Origin of the sequence: Cardiobacterium valvarum (genome assembly GCF_900460955.1) — a bacterium.
Taxonomy (GTDB): domain Bacteria; phylum Pseudomonadota; class Gammaproteobacteria; order Cardiobacteriales; family Cardiobacteriaceae; genus Cardiobacterium; species Cardiobacterium valvarum.
The window spans coordinates 428,859-443,877 of record NZ_UFUW01000001.1 but is presented as its reverse complement, the minus strand read 5'-3'; the positions used below and the strand labels follow the sequence as shown (position 1 = coordinate 443,877).

Sequence of the window (15,019 nt, the reverse complement as noted above, 5' to 3'; positions counted from 1 at the left end):
TTTCTTTAAGCGAGAACGTTCACCTCGCCCCGCCGCCATCCGCAGCGCAGGTTGACGTGAAATACACGCCCCAGGCAATCAAGGCAAAATCTTCATCCAGCAGGCGCACATTCAATTCGCAAGCATTTTTCCCCGCTTTCAGGTGCAGATAATGCGGTTTACTGCCGGCGGTATCGTCGCTCAGCTGGCAGGCGGGCTCACCCAGCGCGTAAAGCACGCCCTGTGCCGCATCGCCTTCCACCCGCCTGAGCGGGCGGGCAGCGTCGCCGCAAATCGACCATTGCAGACTGTCCGCCGTCAGCGAGAACTTGCCCGCCCTTTCCAGCGCCTTGCTAAACGGTTCCCAGGTTTGCTGCCACATGGGCGGGACGGCATCCCCGGCGGCGGCATCTACCGCTTCGCCGGCGGCGTGTGCCGCAAGCGGTATGGTCAACGCCAATACGGCGGCAAAAACAGATTTATTCGTCATGAACATAGGCCTCTCCCAGTTAAACGATGGCGTCATTGTAAGCTTGCGCGCCAGCCGTCACGCTAACCGGATTTTCATCCATCCGCCGTCTCTATCAATATCAATGCAGCCGACTGTAATTTTCGATGTCGGCACAGACGGTGGCAAGGTAGTCAAGGTATTTCGGATCTTCATCCGCCCACAGATCCGGATCGCCCATAGCGTAGGCACGGATCAGTTCGTCGGCGGCACGTTCGCGGTTGCCCAGTTCATACTGCGCTTCGCCGAGACGCATATGCAGGAAGGGATTGCCGAGGCCGTCCGGGCAGTACACGACGGCATCTTGCAGGGCATCGCGGGCGGCAGCATAGTTGCCGCGCAGGAATTCGGCATCGCCGATGGCTCCCAGTATCCAGGTGGCAGCATCCCAATCGTGCGCGGGCGGCGGCAACAGCGCCCAGGCTTTCCAGTAACAGGCCAGTGCCTCTTCGTAATATTCCCCATCCTCCAGGGCATCACCCCCGGCGCAGAGCTCGCGGATTTGTTCATAGATGGCGTCATCCAGTTCTTTCATGGTTTACCTCTCGGTATTGCGGGAATGGGCGGGAATGCGGACGGTGTCGCGGCCAACATGGTGACACTTTCTGCTGCGTTTTCATATAGCTGGCGGGCGACCGCCGCCGTCATGGGCACAGCGGCAATAAAAATCTCTTTCACTTCACCTATATCAAGCGATTTCTCCCGCGTATCCCGTAACTTGCTGCGGGTGATAATCAGTGAATACTACTGATTGTCCGGACTCATATCCTCTTTCCAGATTATTGAATTCACAGGAGAATTTATGCCACGCGATCTCAGTAAAATGACTTGCATTGAAGACCTGCGCCGCGTCGCCGAACGCAAGGTGCCGCGCATGTTTTTCGATTACGTCCGTTCCGGTTCCTGGACGGAAAGTACCCTGCACCACAACAGCCGTGATTTTGACCCGATCAAGTTCCGCCAGCGCGTGCTGGTCGATATGACCGGCCGCACCCTGGAAACGACGATGATTGGCGAGAAGGTGCATATGCCCGTCGTCATCGCCCCGACCGGTTTTACCGGCATGATGCACGCCGATGGCGAGATCCTCGCAGCGAAAGCTGCCGAGAAGTTCGGCATTCCCTTCACGCTTTCCACCATGTCCATCTGCTCGATTGAAGACGTAGCGGCGAACACAAGCAAGCCGTTCTGGTTCCAGCTTTATGTGATGCGCGACCGCGAATTCATGGAAGACCTCATCAAGCGGGCGCAAGCGGCAAACTGTTCCGCGCTGATGCTCACCGCCGACCTGCAAGTGCTCGGTCAGCGCCACCGCGATATTAAAAACGGCCTTTCCGCGCCGCCGAAGCCGACCCTGATGAACATGCTCAACCTCGCTACCAAGCCGCAGTGGTGCTGGGGCATGCTGCACACCAAGCGCCGCACCTTCGGCAATATCGTCGGCCACGCCAAGAACGTATCCGACTTGTCCTCGCTTTCTTCCTGGACCAGCGAACAGTTCGACCCGCGCCTTAGCTGGGACGATGTCGCCCGCATCAAGGATCTCTGGGGCGGCAAACTCATCATCAAGGGCATCATGACCGCTGAAGATGCAGAAAAGGCTGCCGCTTCCGGCGCCGATGCACTGGTAATTTCCAACCACGGCGGCCGCCAGCTTGACGGCGCACTGTCCAGCATCAAAGTGCTGCCGGAAATCGTTGCTGCGGTTGGCAACAAAATCGAGGTGTGGCTGGACAGCGGCATCACGAGCGGACAGGACATCTTGAAGTGCATGGCGCTCGGTGCCAAAGGCACGATGATCGGCAAGGCCTTCCTTTACGGCCTCGGTGCCTACGGCGAAGACGGCGTGCGCCGCTGCCTGGAAATCCTCTACAACGAAATGGATACGACGATGGCATTCTGCGGCCACACCGACATCAAAAACGTCGGCACGGATATTCTGGTGCCGGGGACGTACTAAGCCCATAAGGCAGTCGGCGATGGCTGCCTTTATGAATAAAACGCCCGCCAAGCGGGACAAAACCTGGGTTCCCGCCAAGCGAGATAAAACCTGGGTTCCCGCCAAGCGAGATAAAACCTGCGTTCCCGCCAAGCGGGACAAAACCTGGGTTCCCGCCAAGCGAGACAAAACCTGCGTTCCCGCCAAGCGAGATAAAACCTGGCCTCCCGCCAAGCGGGACAACCACGCGCCTTTTTGCATCTACCCCATCCACCGGAACCGTCTATGGAAACCACAGCTACCACCACCGGCTACCTGCCGCTCGTCCTCAGCATCGCGCCCATCATCCTGCTCATCTGGCTGATGGTGAAAAAAAATGCCGTGCCGTCTTATATCGCCCTGCCCGGTACAGCGCTCATCATCTACCTCCTGCAACTCTTCTACTTCAAAAACGACTTCATGCTGCTGAACGCCAACGCGGCAGCGGGCATCGTCACCACCCTCACCCCCATCACCGTCATCTTCGGCGCGATCTTCTTCAACCGCATGATGGAAGCGACCGGCTGCCTCGCCGTCATCCGCCAGTGGCTGGGCAACATCAACCCCAACCCCATCGCCCAGCTGATGATTATCGGCTGGGCCTTCGCCTTCATGATCGAAGGGGCGAGCGGCTTCGGCACACCCGCCGCCATCGCTGCGCCCATCCTCGTCGGCCTCGGCTTCAAGCCGATACAGGTCGCCGTCTTCGCCCTCGTCATGAATTCCGTGCCCGTCTCCTTCGGCGCGGTCGGTACGCCGACCTGGTTTGGCTTCGGCGAGCTGAAGAACACGGAGATACTGAGCGACGCCGATATCCTGCAAATCGGCAAGCAAACCGGCATCATCCATTTCATCGCCGGCCTCGTCATCCCGGTCATCGCCCTGCGCTTCATCACCAGCTGGGCGGAAATCCGCAAAAACCTCGGCTACATCTACCTCAGCATCCTCGCCTGCACCGTACCGTACGCCCTGCTCGCGCAGGTGAACTACGAATTCCCGGCACTGGTCGGCGGCGGTATCGGCTTGCTACTTTCCGTCGTCCTCGCCAACAAGGGCATCGGCCTCGCCAAAATGACAGACAGCGGCGAACGCGCCACACTCACCACCGGCCAGGTACTGAAAGCACTGATGCCGCTGGGCATGCTGATGGTCATCCTCATTGTCACCCGTGTGCAGGAACTCGGCCTGAAAGAGCTGCTCAACGACGCCACCCCGCTCTTCACCCTGCATCTCGGCGTTTGCGACTTCGAAGTCAGCCGCGCCCTCATCCTCAGCTTCAAAAACATCTTCGGCGAAGCCGTAAACGAAAGCTACAAAACCCTCTACGTCCCCGCTTTCATTCCGTTCGTTATCACCGTCTGGCTGTCGCTGGCCATCTACCGCGTCAGCTTCCGCAACAGCTTCGTCGTCTGGCACACCACCCTTGCGCAAACCATCAAACCGCTGCTCGCCCTCTTCGGCGCGCTGGTCATGGTCAAATTCATGATGGTCGGCGCAGACGGCTCAATGGTAAAAATCATCGGCAACAGCTTTGCGCAGATTGCCGGCGACAACTGGGTGTACTTCGCCTCCTACCTCGGCGCGATAGGGGCCTTCTTCTCCGGCTCGAACACCGTGTCGAACCTCACCTTCGGCAGCATCCAGCACAGCATCGCGCAAAACGTCGGCCTGCCGGGCAACAGCGTGCTCGCCCTGCAATCGGTGGGCGGGGCAATGGGCAACATGGTGTGCATCAATAACATCATCGCCGTCTGCACCGTACTCGACGTGCAAAACCAGGAAGGCGCGATTATCAAGAAAACCGTCATCCCGATGACTATCTACGGCGCCATCGCCGCCCTCATGGCCGTACTGTTTATCTACGTGTTCTGACTTCTCACCGACACCATGCCAACGCCCCGCAAGGGGCGTTTTTCATCATGCCAAGCACCAAAATCCTGACAAACCGTAATAAAATAAAATCCGCTACCGACGGTTTTTTCTCTGTAATCCATAGAGAAAACAAGAGAAAAAAGAAAATAACTGGTATTTAATCTGAGAATTTTGTAATATTCACAGCAACGGAGCGAGGTATCCCGTGAACTACGGTTCAGGAGAACAAGCATGGCAATCAAACTCACCGTCAAAGAAGGCAGCAGCGAACGCAGCTGGGATGTTGTGAATGGACAGCAAATCGATATCCGCATGGCGCAAGATGCGCACTATGACCTTATCGATACCCAAACCGGACGGGCACCTGACGGATTGCGCATCACCCGGCATGACGGTCAGATAGAAATCTATGGCAGCGACAGCTATCCGTGGGTGACCATGCATCATGGCGACACGGCGGCACCGCCGCAGTCGGCTGAAGTCAGCGAAGCTGCCGCTCCGCCACCCACGCAGGATATCCTCGCCACACTGCCGGCAGAGGCCGCTCCACCGCAGGAAGCGTTACCGATAGAGCATCTGCGTGCCGACGAAGTTGCAGAAACCCCGCCTACTGCCCACAGCGGCGGAGAAACCCAGACCCCCTCCATGGGCTCCATGCTGCTGGCCGGTGGTGGTGCCTTGGTCGTCGGCGGTTTGGCCGCACTGGCCAGCGGCAGCAGCGATGATGACGGCATTGCCCATAAACCCGTGGATACGCCGCGCGGTAGCGGACGGGGCTATTCCCTGCAACTGAACAACGAAATGCTGGATATGACGCACGTCGCGCGGGACGGCAAACTGGATCTGGACAACGGGCGTGACGACCTGCTCAAGCTGAGCGCCCAGGACCTGCTGGGCGAGCCCGCCCGGCTGACGATTGACGGCAATCACGGCGACAACGTGCAGCTTGCCGGACAGCACTGGACACGACTGGCAGACGAAGGGAAATATCACGTCTATCAGCACAACAACCTGATCGCGCGCATTGAGGACGATATCAGCGTCACGATCATATAAGTACCGTTTGCTCCTTGGGGGAGGGCGTCGCAAGGCGTCTTCCCCTTCTTCTTTTCTGCGGCGGTTCAGTTGATGTCCCAAGAGCATAGAAGGTTATTCGCAGATACCTATAGCCAAGCGGCGCAAATGCCGGGGGTTCTTTGTAGAGACGTTGCCTGCAACGTCTCACAAACCCAGCAACCACACCGCTTGGCGATATTTCTTCCGTGCTGCTATCAAGAACGCAAAAAGCAGGCTGCGCCTGCTTGGTGGGCCGAAGCCCATCCTACGCGAGCCCGGCATTTATGCCCTTTAGCGGCTGTTCAGACAGCACAACAGCGCTACGGTAGAAAGAAAAACGTAGAGACGTTGCCTGCAATGTCTCAAAATCAAAAAGCGCGTAGTTTTCCCGCTTGGTGGTCACGTCTACCCGAAATACAAAAAGCAGGCTGCACCCGCTTGATGGGCTAAAGCCCATCCTACGCCTGCCAAGCGGCGCAAATGCCAGGCCCGCCAAGCGGGTTGTGTTGCAAGGTTTTTTGTCGTGTACGAAGGGACTGGTATCAATCCGCCAGCGCCGCTTCCTCAATCCCGCGCAGGGCGGGGTGGGCGCTTTTTTCGAGGCACCAGGCGGGATCGCGTGCGGCATAGGGTTCGCCCAGGTGGATGTTAGCGAAGCATTGCGTCGGTTTGCCGCGCAGGCAGTAGATATGCCGGGCGAGGCGCACCGCTTCCTGGGCGTCGTGGGTGACAAGGCAGACGGCGGTGCCTGCATTAATGAGGCGGATGACGCGTTGTTGCAGTTCGTCTCGCAGGCGGGCGTCCAGCGCGCTGAACGGTTCATCCATCAGCAGCAGGTCGGGCTCGGTAATCAGCGCCCGCGCCAGCGCCACGCGCTGTTGCATGCCGCCGGAGAGTTCGTGCGGGTATTTGCGCAGGTCTTTGTCGTCCAGCCACAGTTCGCGGAAGAGTGTCTGGATGCGCGCTGTATCCGCTTCGGGGGCGACGAGGCGGACGTTTTCGTCGGCACGCAGCCACGGCAGGAGGCGTGGTTCCTGGAAGAGATAGGCGAGACGGCGGGCGTGGCAGGTGATAGTGCCATCTTCTAGCTCAACAAGCCCGGCGATGGCGCGCAGGATGGTGGTTTTGCCGCAGCCGGAGGCACCGGAAAGGGCGAGGCATTCGCCAGCGGCGAGATGCAGGCTGAAATTTTCGACGATGGTTTGTCCGCCGAGGTCGATTTGGATGTTATCTAGCGTCAGCATGTTCAGGAGCGGCGTTCAGTGATGAAGAGGCGGCGCAGCGGTTCGAGTGCGCCGTATTCGATGGCCATGATGATGGCGACGATGAGGATGACATAGGCCATCACGTCCACGGTGTCGAGCATGGCGCGGGCACTGGCGATGGCGCTGCCCATGCCGTTGTTGCTGCCGAGCAGTTCGGCCATGACGGTGATTTTCAGCCCGCTGCCGACAGCAACGATGAGGGCGGGCAGCAGTTGGCGCAGGATATGCGGCAGATAAAGGGCACGCAGGCGGCGCGGCCACGGCACGCGATAGGTTTCGAGCATTTCGGCGAGCGGCGCGGGGATGCTGACGATGCTCATCTGCGCGGCGGCGAAGACCAGCGGCAGCACGGTGATCCATACGGTGAAGACGACGCTGGTTGAGCCCATGTTGAACCAGAAGATGGCGAGCACGACCCAGATGATGGGCGGCGTGCCGAGCAGGACGGTGTTGATTGGGCGTAACAACAGGGCAAGGGTGCGGCTCAATCCGGCGATGAAGCCTGCGCTGATACCGCAGGCAAGGGCGAGCGCGATGCCGATGCCGCCACGAGCCAGGGTGAGCAGCACGTCGCCACGGGCGGCGGTCATGAGGATGTCGCCGGCGCGAGCGAGGACGGTAAGCGGCGCAGGAATGAGCATGGTGCCGAGGTGGTCGTGTCCAAACTGCCATAACGCGGTGATGGCAAAAAGTGAAGCAAGGGCGGGGAAGATGCCCCAGCAGTAATCGCCGATACGCCAGGCGAGCGGACGGTCGATGGGCTTGCCGTCTTCGAGAATCATGATGTCTCCTGGGCGGCGGCGACGGCGGCACGAGCCAGCGCGTCGGTAGAATCGATTACGGGGCGGCTGTCCTGCCACCACGGCAGAAACAGCGGCAGCTCGGTGCAGGCGAGGATGAGACTGTCGGCGGCAATCGTGGCAACTGTTTCCGCCAGCAATGGGGCGTAGGCGGCGGTGTTGCCCGCTTTGGCGCCGTCATAGATGCAGCGCATCAGGGCGGCGGTCTGCGCCTCGTCGGGTTCGACGGGGTGATAACCCGCCTGTTGCAGGGCATCACGATAGATGCCGGAATGCCGGGTGCCACGGGTGGAGAGGACGGCAACGCGGCTACCCGGCGGGCAGCGTGTGCTCAGGGCGGCAATGGCGCAATCGGCGATATGCAGGAAGGGCAGGATGGTGCGTTCGCGCAGGGCGCGGATGTAGTGGTGCGCGGCATTGCAGGGCATGAGCAGCAGTTCGGCCCCGGCGGCTTCAAGACGGCGCGCACTGCGGACGAGATAAGGCAGCGGATCATCGCCGCTGCCGCAGATGTGCGCCGTACGGTCGGGGATTTGCGGATAGCTGTCGATGAGGATGTGCAGATGGTCCTGATCGCGGGTGGCGGCGGTGTGGTCGGTGATTTTCTGATAGAGGTCAATGGTCGCTTGCGGCCCCATGCCGCCGATGATGCCGAGGATTTTCATACGCTGACTCCGTTACGGGTTCATTGCGATTGTAGCGCAGACGAGCGGGCACGGCCTTGATGTGCGCTGCGCTAGAATGGCGCGGTGTTTTATCTACTTAAGGAATACGGCGATGTTTTACCTATTAGTTGCAGTCAAGCTGATTCTCGGTTTCCTGGCGCTGGTGCTGGTTATTAACCTGACCGGCAAGGGCAATCTCGCGCCCGCCTCGGCCAGCGACCAGGTGCAGAACTATGTGCTGGGCGGGATTGTCGGCGGGGTGATTTACAACCCTGATATCACTATTCTTGAGTTCCTGCTGATATTGGTGATCTGGTTCGCACTGGTGCTGTCGCTGCGCTGGCTGAAAAAACACAATAGTCTGGTCAAGCGGATGGTGGACGGGCAGCCGGTGCTGCTGATTTCGCGTGGCAAGATTGACGTGGAAGCGGTGCGGCGGGTCGGCATGTCGGCACATGAGCTTGCGTTCAAACTGCGCACACAGGGCGCGTATGCGGTGAAAGACGTCAAACAGGTCATCCTTGAGCAGGACGGACAGCTCATCATCACGCAGATGGGCGAAGAAAAACCGAAATACCCGCTGATTACCGACGGCGTCATCCAGCAGGCGACACTGGAGATGATCGACAAGGACGAAGCCTGGCTACTGGCAGCATTGCAAGCGCAGGGCTATGCGGACGCGGGCGCGGTGTTCCTCGCGGAATACGACCACGGCGAAATCACGGTGATTGGGTATTGAGGCATCAGGAACCCAGTATTTATCCCGCCTAGCGAGCCCAGTATTTATCCCGTAAGGATTTTTCATACACAAGGGACATCCGGCCAAAGGCACCAGCGCTGCCTCTTTTCCATAACCATAGCGCGCGAAAAAAGCCCACCGTGCTGCGGTGGGCTTTTCTGTTTACAGGCCAGGCGTCAAATGATGTGGATGTGGTTGGTGTTCAGTTCGAGGTCGCGACCAATATTGGCGATCAGCATTGCCGCAACAGCGCTGCTGTCGTCCTGACCGTAGGCGAATTCGCCCGTCGCCTGGTTGTAGATGATGCGGGCGCGGCCGGGGTTATCTTCCACAACAGCGCTGTACATAAGGCCCTTAGTGAGAAAAAGTGGAAACATGATAATACGGTTACATTCTTTTAATTCACAGGTAGTCTTGCCCCTATCCTGCTATAACACCCGCGCACAATCCGTGCTTTTTTGAGGTAACCCATCATGTTGAAATTGCATTATTTCCCCGGTAGTTGTGCCTTCGTGCCGCATGTTGCGCTGGAATGGTCCGGCCTGCCCTACCAGGCGCAGGCGGAAACGCGCGAAAGCATCAAGGAATCTGCGTATCTCAAGCTCAATCCGCTCGGGCAGGTGCCACTCTTGGAAGATGACGGCTGGACGCTGACGCAGAATGTCGCTATCGTCGGCTATATCCACGATCTCGCCCCCAAAGCAGGCATTTTCGGCCACGGCGATACGCGCACCACGGCGAGAGCGCGGCAATGGCTGTCCTTTGCCAACAGCGACCTGCACCGCCAGTTCAGCCTGGTCTTCGGCCCGGCACGCTATGTGGAAGGCGAAGCGGCACAACAGGCGCTGGCTACCGGCGGACGCACCGCCATCCTCCGTCTCTACGGCATCGTCAACGATGCCCTGCAACAACAGGATTACCTCGCGGGCAGCCTGAGTATTGCCGATATTTATGTGTACACCACCCTGCGCTGGGCGCGCACCCTGCAAATAGACCTCAGCAGCTTCGACCACCTTGATGCTTATTACGCGCGTATCGACGCCGATCCGGGTGTGCAGGAGGTGAAAAAACAACAGCAAAATCACTAACTCACGCTTTTCCTCATGCAAGCGGTGGGCGCGCAAAGCACCTGCCGCTTTGGTATCATGCGCGCCCTTCACACCTCTCCGTTTGGGCCTCTTAAATGTCGTTCCTGCAAAGCTTTTTTTTCGAATACGGCTATTACGCCGTGTTCAGTGTCCTTGTTCTCTGCGGCATGGGATTGCCCTTGCCGGAAGACATTACCCTCGTCACCGCCGGCATTATCTCCGCGCTTGGCGAAAAAAACGTGCACATCATGCTGGTGGTCGCCTACTTCGGCGTACTGGCCGGTGATTGGATGATGTACATCATCGGCTGGAGATTTGGCCCGCACCTGCGCAAATCGCGCTGGTTCTCCAAACTGCTCACGCCGAAGCGGATGCTGCAAACCGAGACCCTCTTCCTGCGCTACGGCAGCCGTCTTGTCTTCATCGCCCGCTTCCTGCCCGGCCTGCGCGCCCCCATCTACGTCATGACCGGCATCACCCGCCGTATCAGCTTTTGGCAATTTACCCTCATGGACGGCCTCGCAGCGCTGTTCTCCATCCCCATTTTTGTCTATATCGGCTTCTACGGCGCGGAAAATGGCGAATGGATGATGAAGAAAATGCACGAATTCAAGTATCTGACCATCGCGATTTTTATCGCGCTCGCCGCTTTCATCATCTACTACCTGTGGCGGCGCAAACGGCGCATCGCCTTTTTCCGCACCACCCGTGCCCGCCTGCGTGCACAGCACAAGGAAAACAAGCCGGTATAAGTGGGATAGAGACAGCGATAAACAAAAGGCGGCCACCGGCCGCCTTGTTTTTTTGCCAAGAGCCTTCGTACACGGCGAACCCCACCGGACAGGCCCAGCATTTATACCCGCTTGGCGGGGCCAGTGTTTACGCCGCTGTGCAGACAGCAAAACCCCCGCCGCAGCGGGGGTTTGTTGATGTTGTGTGGCTTCAGAACGATTTACTCAGTTCGAGGTACACATCCTGATCGTGGTCATCGTAGTAGAAGTGGTTGCTGGCGGTTCGGTTCCAGCTGAAGGTCAGGCGCGGAGTAATTCCCCAGAAGTAGAGGTTACGGTTCCAAAGGCTGAGGGAAACCCCGTATTCCTTATCCTTGCGTTTGATGCCGAAGAAGTCGAGTCCGTCGTAGTTGCGCCGCGCGTAGGTACCAACCAGGCGGCTGGACATACCCCAGCCCCATTCCTGTCCCCAACCGAGGTTGACGCCGAAGCGCTTGAAGGCATCCGAGCGGTCCTGCGCCTTGCTGCGCATGGCATTGACGCCACCGAACCAGTATTGGCGCGCGTTCGGTGTGTAGAGAGTGCTCAGGCCGCCGTAGTACTGGTTGCCGTCCAGCCATTCGCGGCGGTCGTGCTGTTTGTGCATAATCTGGACGGAGGTACCCAAGCGCCATTTCGGGGTGAGCCAGTAGGAGACGTTGGCATCGGCGCCGAGGTTGGTCGAATACCCCTGCCCGGCGTAGATACGGCGCTGCACGAAGGGAATGAGGCTGGCGTCCCAGCGGGCATTCTGCCAGCCACCGCCCATGCCGAGGCGGAAACGGAAGTCGTCGTAATCGTGGGCGTCCCAGTACCAGTCGCTATTCACGCTGCCTTCGACCTGCGCATACCAGCCGTTTGCAGCGGGCATCCGCCGCTCGGCGGAGAGATCAAGGTGAATGCCGTGCGCTTTTTTCGGTGCCGGGAAGGTCCAGGTACCGCGACCACCCCGACGCTCACGTTCACGTGGCGCGCCGTTGATGTTGTTCTCGTAGCGGTAGTAGCCGCCGACGTTGAAGGTCCAGCTGCGTTGCTCGCGCAGGGCGGCAAGGGCATCGTCCACAATTTTGCGGATGTCGTCCGGCAGTTTGTCGGAGCGCAGTTTTTCCAGCTGACCACGCGCCGCTTCATCCTGGTGATCGGCCATAAGCGCCATCGCCAAATGCAGACGCACCGGTTGCAGGCTGGGGTCTTCGGCAATCATTTCTCGGTAACGGGCAATGGCCAGCGAAAGATTACCGGTGCTGCGCGCCTGCATCGCTTCGCCGAAGCGCAGCAGCATTTTGTCCTGTTTGTCGGCGGGCAGTTTGCGGTAGATGGGCAGCAGTATGGCGACGGCATCGGCATCACCGTTGATGATGGCGCTGTCAAGCGCATTGGCGAGCAGAGGTGGATCGGCCAACAGTTGCTCTTCGGTCACTTCCATGACGTTTCCTTTTACCTGCCGGTTCTTTTGCGTGTCTGCCGCCGCTTTTTCCGCCGAAGCAGGCAGTTTTTCATCGGGGGTGTGCAGGTCGGGGGTGGTTACCACCGGATTGGGGGCTGCGTAGAGGCTGCTGGCAAGCAGGGCGGGGAAAAGTGCTGGGAGGATGCGCATGTTTGTCTGGTCTCGTTGTAAAAAATGACACGCAAGTATAGCGCTTGACAGGTGTTTCTTCTCAATTACGACGCAGTGTGTTTTACCGTTTTTTACCGTGCCTTTATCGTTGTTTTGTGTGATTTGTTTGCGGATAATGTGGGTAGTTGTTCAACTGTGAGGTGTCTATGATTGTCCTGTGGTTGGTTCTGGTCATCGTCTTCATCGTGCTGGCGACGGCCAAATTGAAATGGCATCCCTTCCTCGTACTCCTGCTCGCCTGCTTTGTCACGGCCTTCTGCTATCAGCTTCCGTTAACCGGCAAAACCGGCATCGCCGCCGTTATCGGCGCAGGTTTTGGCAATATTCTCGGCTCGATCGGTCTTGTCATCACCCTGGGGACGATCATCGGCCTGGTGCTGGAAAAGACCGGGGCAGCGCTGGTTATGGCGGAATCGGTGGTGAAGGTTATCGGCCCGCGTTTCCCGACGCTCGCCATGTCAATCGTTGGCGCAATCGTTTCTGTGCCGGTGTTTTGTGATTCGGGCTTTGTCATCCTGCATTCGTTGAAGGAATCGCTGGCGAAGCGGATGCAGGTGTCATCGGTGGCAATGAGCGTCGCCCTTGCTACTGGTCTTTATGCCACGCATACGTTTGTACCGCCGACGCCGGGACCGATTGCCGCCGCCGGTAAGCTCGGGCTGGAAAATCAGCTGGGCCTGGTGATCGGTATGGGGCTGCTTGTGGCCATCGTGCCGATTTTGAGCGGCTGGTGGTGGGCGAACCGCTTTTTACATGAAGCGCCGGACGGCGCCGCCTCTACTGCGGATGCTGCCGCTGCCGACAAGGTGCAAACCATCCGCGACAGCTACGGCACACTGCCCTCGCCTGCCGCCGCCTTTATGCCGATCGTGGTGCCGATTGTGCTGATTTGCCTCGGCTCAATCGCCGCTTTCCCGACGCATCCGTTTGGTGACGGCACGGCGCGCGCGGTGTTTGCTTTCTTCGGCACACCGCTCAATGCGCTGCTGATCGGCCTCTTCCTCTCCTTCCTGCTGCTGCGCAGCGACAAGTCGGCATCCATCGGCACGATTATCGGCGACGGCATTGCTACTTGCGCACCAATCCTGCTGATTACCGGTGCGGGCGGCGCCTTCGGCGAGGTGCTTAAGGCGACGCCGGTCGCCGCTTATGTCGGTGAGGCCCTGAGCCACAGCGGTGTCGGACTGTTCATGCCGTTTATCGTCGCCGCTGCGCTGAAATCGGCGCAAGGTTCGACCACGGTCGCGCTGATTACCTCCGCCGCCATCGTCGAACCGCTGCTGGCGCAAATGGGGCTGGACAGCGAAATGGGCCGCGTGATGTGCGTGATGGCCATTGGCGCCGGGGCGATGACGGTATCGCATGCCAACGACAGCTTCTTCTGGGTCGTCACCCAGTTCAGCCGCATGAGCGTCGGCCAGGGCTACCGCACACAGACGACCGCTACTGCTATTCAGGGTATAAGCGGCATCGTTTGGGTATGGCTACTCAGCAAGATATTCCTATGAAAATCGTGATTGCGCTGGATTCTTTTAAAGAATCGCTGACAGCGGCAGCGGCCTGCGATGCGGTTGTGCGCGGCTTCCGTGCCGTGTTGCCGCAGGCGGCATATCACTGCGTGCCGATGGCCGACGGTGGCGAAGGCACGACGGCAGCGCTGGTCGCGGCGCGCGGTGGGAAGTGGCGGGACGTCCTTGTGCAAGACCCGCTTGGCCGCCCCGTAACCGCCCGCTATGGTTGCCTGCCGGACGGCAGCGCGGTGATGGAAATGGCGGAAGCGGCGGGATTGCACCTGCTTGCTCCTGCCGAACGTGACCCGCATCTCACCTCCACCTTCGGCGTCGGCGAAATGCTGCGTCATGCGCTGGACGGCGGCGCGCGCCATATCATCCTCGGCATCGGCGGCAGCGCAACCAACGACGGCGGCGCGGGCATGCTGCAAGCGCTCGGCGTGCGCCTGCTGGATGAGAAAGGCAGCGAACTGCCGCGCGGCGGGGCAGCATTGTCCCGCTTGGCGCGCGCCGATTTCAGCGGCCTGCTGCCCACACTGCGCAACTGCACCCTGCAAGTCGCCTGCGACGTGAACAACCCGCTCTGCGGCGAACGCGGTGCCAGCGCCATCTTCGGCCCGCAAAAAGGGGCGGATGCGGCGGCTGTTGCCGAGCTGGACGCCGCCCTGGCCCACTATGCCGCCGTGCTCACCGCCGCCGGTTTGCCTGACAAACGGGAAACGCCCGGCACGGGTGCCGCCGGCGGTCTGGGCTACGCGCTGGCACTGCTCGGCGCCGAACTTACCTCCGGCATCAGCCTGGTGATGCAGGCGGCGGGACTGGCAAACGCCTTGCGCGATGCCGATCTGGTCATCACCGGCGAAGGACGGATTGACGGACAGACCCGCCTCGGCAAAGTGCCGTTTGGTGTGCTGCAACTCGCGCAAACACAGGGCGTGCCGGTGATTGCCCTTGCCGGCGTCCTCGGCGCAGGCGCAGAAACGCTGACCGACGACGGCTTCACCGCCATCTTCCCCTCTATCGCCGCCCTCGCCCCGCTCGCCGACACCCTGGCGCAGGGCGCGGCAAATCTTGAACGCACCGCGCGGCAGATCGCCGCTGTGTGGCAACTGGGACGGCGCGGCTGAGCCGCGCCCTTTGCCCGTCTTCCCGTGCTGTGGCACAATTTCG

At 59.7% G+C, this 15,019-nt stretch carries 15 protein-coding genes; 8 read left to right on the top strand and 7 right to left on the bottom strand.

The features are described 5' to 3' along the window. Nucleotides 1–19: 19 nt before the first annotated feature. Entirely contained in the window at nt 20–469 is a 450-nt protein-coding gene (locus DY250_RS02290; RefSeq protein WP_172542153.1) for a hypothetical protein, read from the bottom strand. Nucleotides 470–569: 100 nt separating this feature from the next. Beyond that, entirely contained in the window at nt 570–1,022 is a 453-nt protein-coding gene (locus DY250_RS02285; protein WP_115610736.1) for a tetratricopeptide repeat protein, read from the bottom strand. 267 nt (nt 1,023–1,289) lie between these two features. On the opposite strand from DY250_RS02285, the gene DY250_RS02280 reads away from it, so the two are divergent. From DY250_RS02280 to DY250_RS02270, 3 genes are all read left to right on the top strand, one after another. Next, the gene (locus tag DY250_RS02280) at nt 1,290–2,447 is read left to right on the top strand and encodes an alpha-hydroxy acid oxidase (protein ID WP_115610735.1); all 1,158 of its coding nucleotides are present in this window, start codon (nt 1,290–1,292) and stop codon (nt 2,445–2,447) included. A 294-nt stretch (nt 2,448–2,741) separates the two neighbouring features. Beyond that, entirely contained in the window at nt 2,742–4,337 is a 1,596-nt protein-coding gene (locus tag DY250_RS02275) for a lactate permease LctP family transporter (protein WP_172542408.1), read from the top strand. 231 nt (nt 4,338–4,568) lie between these two features. Next, on the top strand, nt 4,569–5,393 hold the full coding sequence (locus DY250_RS02270) for a hypothetical protein (protein ID WP_115610733.1): 825 nt from the start codon (nt 4,569–4,571) through the stop codon (nt 5,391–5,393). 542 nt (nt 5,394–5,935) lie between these two features. On the opposite strand, the gene DY250_RS02265 is transcribed toward DY250_RS02270, so the two are convergent. From DY250_RS02265 to cuyB, 3 genes are read right to left on the bottom strand one after another with little or no spacing between them, the layout of a single operon-like run. Further along, nucleotides 5,936–6,637, bottom strand: a complete 702-nt coding sequence (locus DY250_RS02265; protein ID WP_115610732.1) for an ABC transporter ATP-binding protein — start codon at nt 6,635–6,637, stop codon at nt 5,936–5,938. 2 nt (nt 6,638–6,639) lie between these two features. Next, nucleotides 6,640–7,440 carry an ABC transporter permease gene (locus tag DY250_RS02260; RefSeq protein WP_115610731.1) on the bottom strand — a complete coding sequence of 267 codons (801 nt, stop codon included), beginning with the start codon at nt 7,438–7,440 and terminating at the stop codon, nt 6,640–6,642. Then, nucleotides 7,437–8,123 (bottom strand): cysteate racemase, encoded by a 687-nt coding sequence (gene cuyB, locus DY250_RS02255; RefSeq protein ID WP_115610730.1) that lies wholly within the window; start codon nt 8,121–8,123, stop codon nt 7,437–7,439. Before cuyB ends, DY250_RS02260 begins: the two co-directional genes overlap by 4 nt. Nucleotides 8,124–8,235: 112 nt before the next feature. On the opposite strand from cuyB, the gene DY250_RS02250 reads away from it, so the two are divergent. Beyond that, entirely contained in the window at nt 8,236–8,862 is a 627-nt protein-coding gene (locus DY250_RS02250) for a DUF421 domain-containing protein (protein ID WP_115610729.1), read from the top strand. Nucleotides 8,863–9,038: 176 nt separating this feature from the next. On the opposite strand, the gene DY250_RS13860 is transcribed toward DY250_RS02250, so the two are convergent. After that, nucleotides 9,039–9,209 carry a hypothetical protein gene (locus tag DY250_RS13860; protein ID WP_172542151.1) on the bottom strand — a complete coding sequence of 57 codons (171 nt, stop codon included), beginning with the start codon at nt 9,207–9,209 and terminating at the stop codon, nt 9,039–9,041. A 126-nt stretch (nt 9,210–9,335) separates the two neighbouring features. On the opposite strand from DY250_RS13860, the gene DY250_RS02245 reads away from it, so the two are divergent. Together DY250_RS02245 and DY250_RS02240 are read left to right on the top strand one after the other, a co-directional pair. Continuing rightward, nucleotides 9,336–9,950, top strand: coding sequence for a glutathione S-transferase family protein (locus DY250_RS02245; RefSeq protein ID WP_006986369.1), 615 nt, complete (start codon nt 9,336–9,338; stop codon nt 9,948–9,950). Between the two features lie 95 nt (nt 9,951–10,045). Further along, nucleotides 10,046–10,702, top strand: coding sequence for a DedA family protein (locus DY250_RS02240; RefSeq protein WP_115610728.1), 657 nt, complete (start codon nt 10,046–10,048; stop codon nt 10,700–10,702). Between the two features lie 190 nt (nt 10,703–10,892). Here DY250_RS02240 and DY250_RS02235 read toward each other — a convergent pair whose 3' ends face one another. Then, nucleotides 10,893–12,317, bottom strand: a complete 1,425-nt coding sequence (locus DY250_RS02235) for a surface lipoprotein assembly modifier (RefSeq protein WP_115610727.1) — start codon at nt 12,315–12,317, stop codon at nt 10,893–10,895. 167 nt (nt 12,318–12,484) lie between these two features. Here DY250_RS02235 and DY250_RS02230 point away from each other — a divergent pair, with 167 nt between their 5' ends. Then, entirely contained in the window at nt 12,485–13,846 is a 1,362-nt protein-coding gene (locus DY250_RS02230; RefSeq protein ID WP_115610726.1) for a GntP family permease, read from the top strand. Then, on the top strand, nt 13,843–14,976 hold the full coding sequence (locus tag DY250_RS02225) for a glycerate kinase (protein WP_115610725.1): 1,134 nt from the start codon (nt 13,843–13,845) through the stop codon (nt 14,974–14,976). Before DY250_RS02230 ends, DY250_RS02225 begins: the two co-directional genes overlap by 4 nt. Nucleotides 14,977–15,019 lie beyond the last annotated feature (43 nt).

Excerpts from the sequence above, each read along its gene's own strand:
- DY250_RS02270 (WP_115610733.1), top strand. The coding sequence starts at position 4,569 with ATGGCAATCAAACTCACCGTCAAAGAAGGCAGCAGCGAACGCAGCTGG.
- DY250_RS02290 (WP_172542153.1), bottom strand. The coding sequence starts at position 469 with ATGACGAATAAATCTGTTTTTGCCGCCGTATTGGCGTTGACCATACCG.
- DY250_RS02240 (WP_115610728.1), top strand. The coding sequence starts at position 10,046 with ATGTCGTTCCTGCAAAGCTTTTTTTTCGAATACGGCTATTACGCCGTG.
- DY250_RS02235 (WP_115610727.1), bottom strand. The coding sequence starts at position 12,317 with ATGCGCATCCTCCCAGCACTTTTCCCCGCCCTGCTTGCCAGCAGCCTC.
- DY250_RS02260 (WP_115610731.1), bottom strand. The coding sequence starts at position 7,440 with ATGATTCTCGAAGACGGCAAGCCCATCGACCGTCCGCTCGCCTGGCGT.
- DY250_RS13860 (WP_172542151.1), bottom strand. The coding sequence starts at position 9,209 with ATGTACAGCGCTGTTGTGGAAGATAACCCCGGCCGCGCCCGCATCATC.
- DY250_RS02265 (WP_115610732.1), bottom strand. The coding sequence starts at position 6,637 with ATGCTGACGCTAGATAACATCCAAATCGACCTCGGCGGACAAACCATC.
- DY250_RS02230 (WP_115610726.1), top strand. The coding sequence starts at position 12,485 with ATGATTGTCCTGTGGTTGGTTCTGGTCATCGTCTTCATCGTGCTGGCG.
- DY250_RS02285 (WP_115610736.1), bottom strand. The coding sequence starts at position 1,022 with ATGAAAGAACTGGATGACGCCATCTATGAACAAATCCGCGAGCTCTGC.
- DY250_RS02280 (WP_115610735.1), top strand. The coding sequence starts at position 1,290 with ATGCCACGCGATCTCAGTAAAATGACTTGCATTGAAGACCTGCGCCGC.
- cuyB (WP_115610730.1), bottom strand. The coding sequence starts at position 8,123 with ATGAAAATCCTCGGCATCATCGGCGGCATGGGGCCGCAAGCGACCATT.
- DY250_RS02250 (WP_115610729.1), top strand. The coding sequence starts at position 8,236 with ATGTTTTACCTATTAGTTGCAGTCAAGCTGATTCTCGGTTTCCTGGCG.
- DY250_RS02245 (WP_006986369.1), top strand. The coding sequence starts at position 9,336 with ATGTTGAAATTGCATTATTTCCCCGGTAGTTGTGCCTTCGTGCCGCAT.
- DY250_RS02225 (WP_115610725.1), top strand. The coding sequence starts at position 13,843 with ATGAAAATCGTGATTGCGCTGGATTCTTTTAAAGAATCGCTGACAGCG.